Source organism: Streptococcus sp. C150, from assembly GCF_000187445.1.
GTDB lineage: Bacteria > Bacillota > Bacilli > Lactobacillales > Streptococcaceae > Streptococcus > Streptococcus raffinosi.
In genome coordinates, this window is record NZ_GL698449.1 from 786,780 (window position 1) to 790,447 (window position 3,668).

The following is a 3,668-nucleotide window of genomic DNA, read 5'->3' on the forward strand; positions in this document are numbered from 1 at the left end:
GAAAATGGCATTATTTGTATTGAGCCATCGATGCAGATGGTTTAACCTTGGATATTTGGTTACGTAAAAAACGGGACACACAAGCAGCCTATGCTTTTCTTAAGCGGTTAGTGAAGCAGTTTGATGAACCGAAGGTTGTAGTCACAGATAAAGCCCCCTCTATTACAAGTGCCTTTAAGAGACTAAAAGAATACGGCTTTTATCAAGGGACAGAACATCGTACCATTAAATACCTGAATAATTTGATTGAACAAGACCATCGTCCAGTAAAGAGACGCAATAAATTCTATCGAAGTTTACGCACTGCCTCACCCACGATTAAAGGCATGGAAGCCATCCGAGGATTATATAAGAAAACCCGAAAAGAAGGCACTCTCTTCGGGTTTTCGGTGTCTACTGAAATCAAGGTATTAATGGGAATAACAGCCTAAGATATTTGGAGTTCAGAGAGGGCGCGTTTGATTTTCAAACTTCGCAACAGAACCAATTTGTCCAAGATATTGACCCAAATACATATTATCTGCAATATTTACTTAATAACTGTAATTGAGATTGGAGAATTTTTAACCATATAAGTAGCATGCGAACCAAAATATCCTTTAATTCCATGCATTGATCGCGATCCAATGATTAAGATATCTGCAGATGTTGCTGGCAAAATCGTCTTAGTAATTTCCTCGGCCGGATCACCTTCTCCACTGTACAGCTGAATGTTTTTTACACCGCTATTTTCTGCATATTGTTTGTACTTTTCCAAATTAAGTGACAATTGACTTTGTTTCTGGCTCAAGTACTCAGGGTCTAACGCTTCATAAACATTCAGCTCTTCAATTTCTAAAATTGAGGCAATCAGTAATGCGGCTCCAGTTTTACTCGCTTGCTTTACAGCATATTGAAAGGCTTTTTGAGCTCCTTCTGATTCATCTACCCCAACTAAAATATTTTTAAATTCATCAAATCCTTCCATAGTGCATCTTACCTTTCATTAATTAATTGATTATATTTTTTATTTCCTTTATACAGTTCAATAATTGTCCACGCTAACAGTAGTAATACTGCGACGATAATGACATAGGCAATAGAATCAGCTAGTACAAGTTGGCTTGATGTCACCTTTTCACCAAAAAAACCTTCAATTTGGCCGGGCAATCCAATCAAATTTAAATATGTCAATCCAATTACTGAACCCCATCCTAGTATCCGAATAACTATCGAATTTTTAAACCGGCTTCCCATTTCCACCTCACTATTGGTCATCATTAATAATGGTACCATCGAAAATGGTAACGCAAAAGCTAAGAAGACTTGTGAATTATTCATTAGTGTATTTAACGCTGTGTGCTCCCGAATCGTTCCTTGCCTGCTTGTAATAATTACACAGATTAACACTGGGATAACTGAAATCAAACGCGTAATTAAACGTCTTAGCCAAATTGGCATTCTCATATGAATGAATCCCTCCATAATTACTTGTCCAGTTAAAGTTCCGGTAATCGTTGAATTTTGTCCAGAAGCTAGTAACGCGACTGCGAATAATGTAGAAAGAAGACCTGATTTTGCAACGGTGATTAAAATTCCGTTACTCAATGTATCCGAATTTGATAAAGCCTCATACAACCCAAAGAATGATGGATCTTTCACTGCCCCTGTTTTAAAAACAGCAACTCCCATTATGAGCAATAAGGAGTTAACAAAAAAAGCAAGAGTCAATTGAATGTTAGAATCCCATGTTGAAAATCGTACAGCATTGGCGATTTCATCTTCATCCGTACGATTTATCTTTCGAGTCTGAGACACAGACGAATGTAGATATAAATTATGAGGCATAACGGTTGCACCAATAATTCCTAATGCACCAGTTAAAGGCGTTTGACCACCAATTGAATGTGTAGAGGAGAACGTTTCACCAGTCGGAACCAATCCTTTAAGTACATCCCCCCAATTAGGATCAGACAACGCTACTTGATAAACAAACACAAAAAGAATTACAAAAATCAAACAGACAACTATTGCTTCAATTTTTCTAAAACCAACTTTCGTTAACAACAATAATAATAAAACATCAAATACCGTAATAAAGACTGCGACGACAAGCGGAATATTAAAAAGTAAATAAAGAGCAATTGATGCGCCAATTACTTCCGCAATATCTGTTGCCATAATCGCTAATTCCGTTAAAATCCATAAAATGATTCCTAGTTTTTTACTCGTTCTCGCTCGAATTGCTTGAGCTAAATCCATTTGACTAACAATTCCCAATTTAGCAGCCATATATTGTAATAGCATTGCAATTAAACTAGACATTAAAATGACCGACATTAATAAATACTGGAAGTTTTGCCCACCCGTAATCGAAGTAGACCAGTTGCCTGGATCCATATATCCCACAGCAACTAATGCTCCCGGTCCAGAATAGGCGAACAGGGTTTTCCAAAAGCCTTTGCCTTTGGGTACCTCGACAGTTCCGTTAATTTCCTCTAAAGAGGGACCATTCGCATACTGAATTAATCGAGGTTTGTGCTCTTTACCAGACTGACTTGTTGTATCTTTCAAAATATTTCCACCTTCCTTTAAGAATATTATAAGTATACACCTCTTTTTTATAAAATTCAAGCAAAATATTAGGCAAACCTAAAAAAAAATAAACATCGCCTAATTTAATATTATTTGCCTTCATTTCATTTGTATCGGAATGAATCAATTGTACACTGGACCAATGTCAAATATTTAGACACAAAATGAGCTATATTTTCTTAAAATAATTTTCTTCTTTCTGATTTGGAGTTAAACCCTTGTTGGCGGAATGAGGATTATAATTGTTATAAAATTGTTCGATGTATTCAAAGCAAGAGAGTTGAACTTCTTAAATGGAGTGATAAGTTCTGCGATTAATTTCTCGTTGTTTAAGATACTTGAAAAAGACCTCAGTGACGGCATTATCATAAGGATATCCAGGCTTGGAGTAAGAAGCAAGCAATTGATGCTCATCTAATAACTTTCTAAAGGAAGCTGATTTAAATTGGCTTCCTTGGTCCGAATGAAAGATAATTGGTTCCTTAGGCTTCCTCTTATTTATAGCTATCTCTAAGGTGTCACAGGCGAGTTTGGCATCAATCCTATCACTTACTTTCCACGCAATACATTTCCTTGAGTAGAGGTCAAGAATAGCACAGAGATAAACATGTCGTTTAGGTCCTATAGAGATATAAGTGAAATCTGTTGTCCAAACTTGATTTGGGGAGTTCGGGTTAAATTCTTGTTTAAGCAGATTATCAGAAGAAAATACAGGAGCTTTCTTTGATTTAAAACGAGGTTTGATGGTTGACATTTTAGGGAGGGTTCTGTTGCAAAGTTTTTAATCTACTATCAAATAAGGTAGAATAATAGAAAAAGATAGCAGGAGGAATGACGATGAATCATTTTAAAGGAAAGCAATTTCAGCAGGATGTGATTATTGTAGCCGTGGGCTACTATCTTCGTTATAACCTTAGCTATCGTGAACTTCAAGAAATCTTATATGATCGTGGCATTAACGTTTCTCATACGACGATTTATCGTTGGGTGCAAGAATATGGCAAACTACTCTATCAAATTTGGAAAAAGAAAATAAAAATCCTTTTATTCATGGAAAATGGATGAAACATACATCAAAATTAAAGGAAAATGGC

3 protein-coding genes and 2 pseudogenes are annotated in these 3,668 nt (G+C 36.0%); 2 read left to right on the forward strand and 3 right to left on the reverse strand.

Annotated elements, in window-relative coordinates; all coding sequences use genetic code 11:
* Positions 1 to 431: pseudogene (locus tag HMPREF0848_RS03645) on the forward strand (IS6 family transposase); the annotation flags it as partial.
* A 98-nt stretch (positions 432 to 529) separates the two neighbouring features.
* Here HMPREF0848_RS03645 and HMPREF0848_RS03650 read toward each other — a convergent pair.
* The 3 genes and pseudogenes from HMPREF0848_RS03650 to HMPREF0848_RS03660 form a co-directional block, all read right to left on the reverse strand.
* Positions 530 to 967 (reverse strand): universal stress protein, encoded by a 438-nt coding sequence (locus HMPREF0848_RS03650; protein ID WP_003106725.1) that lies wholly within the window; start codon positions 965 to 967, stop codon positions 530 to 532.
* An 8-nt stretch (positions 968 to 975) separates the two neighbouring features.
* Positions 976 to 2,583 (reverse strand): Nramp family divalent metal transporter, encoded by a 1,608-nt coding sequence (locus HMPREF0848_RS03655; protein ID WP_037609135.1) that lies wholly within the window; start codon positions 2,581 to 2,583, stop codon positions 976 to 978.
* Positions 2,584 to 2,727: 144 nt separating this feature from the next.
* Positions 2,728 to 3,352, reverse strand: a pseudogene (locus HMPREF0848_RS03660) (IS3 family transposase); the annotation flags it as partial.
* 59 nt (positions 3,353 to 3,411) lie between these two features.
* Between HMPREF0848_RS03660 and HMPREF0848_RS03665 the strand changes: the two are divergent.
* On the forward strand, positions 3,412 to 3,639 hold the full coding sequence (locus HMPREF0848_RS03665; RefSeq protein ID WP_442852091.1) for a hypothetical protein: 228 nt from the start codon (positions 3,412 to 3,414) through the stop codon (positions 3,637 to 3,639).
* Positions 3,640 to 3,668 lie beyond the last annotated feature (29 nt).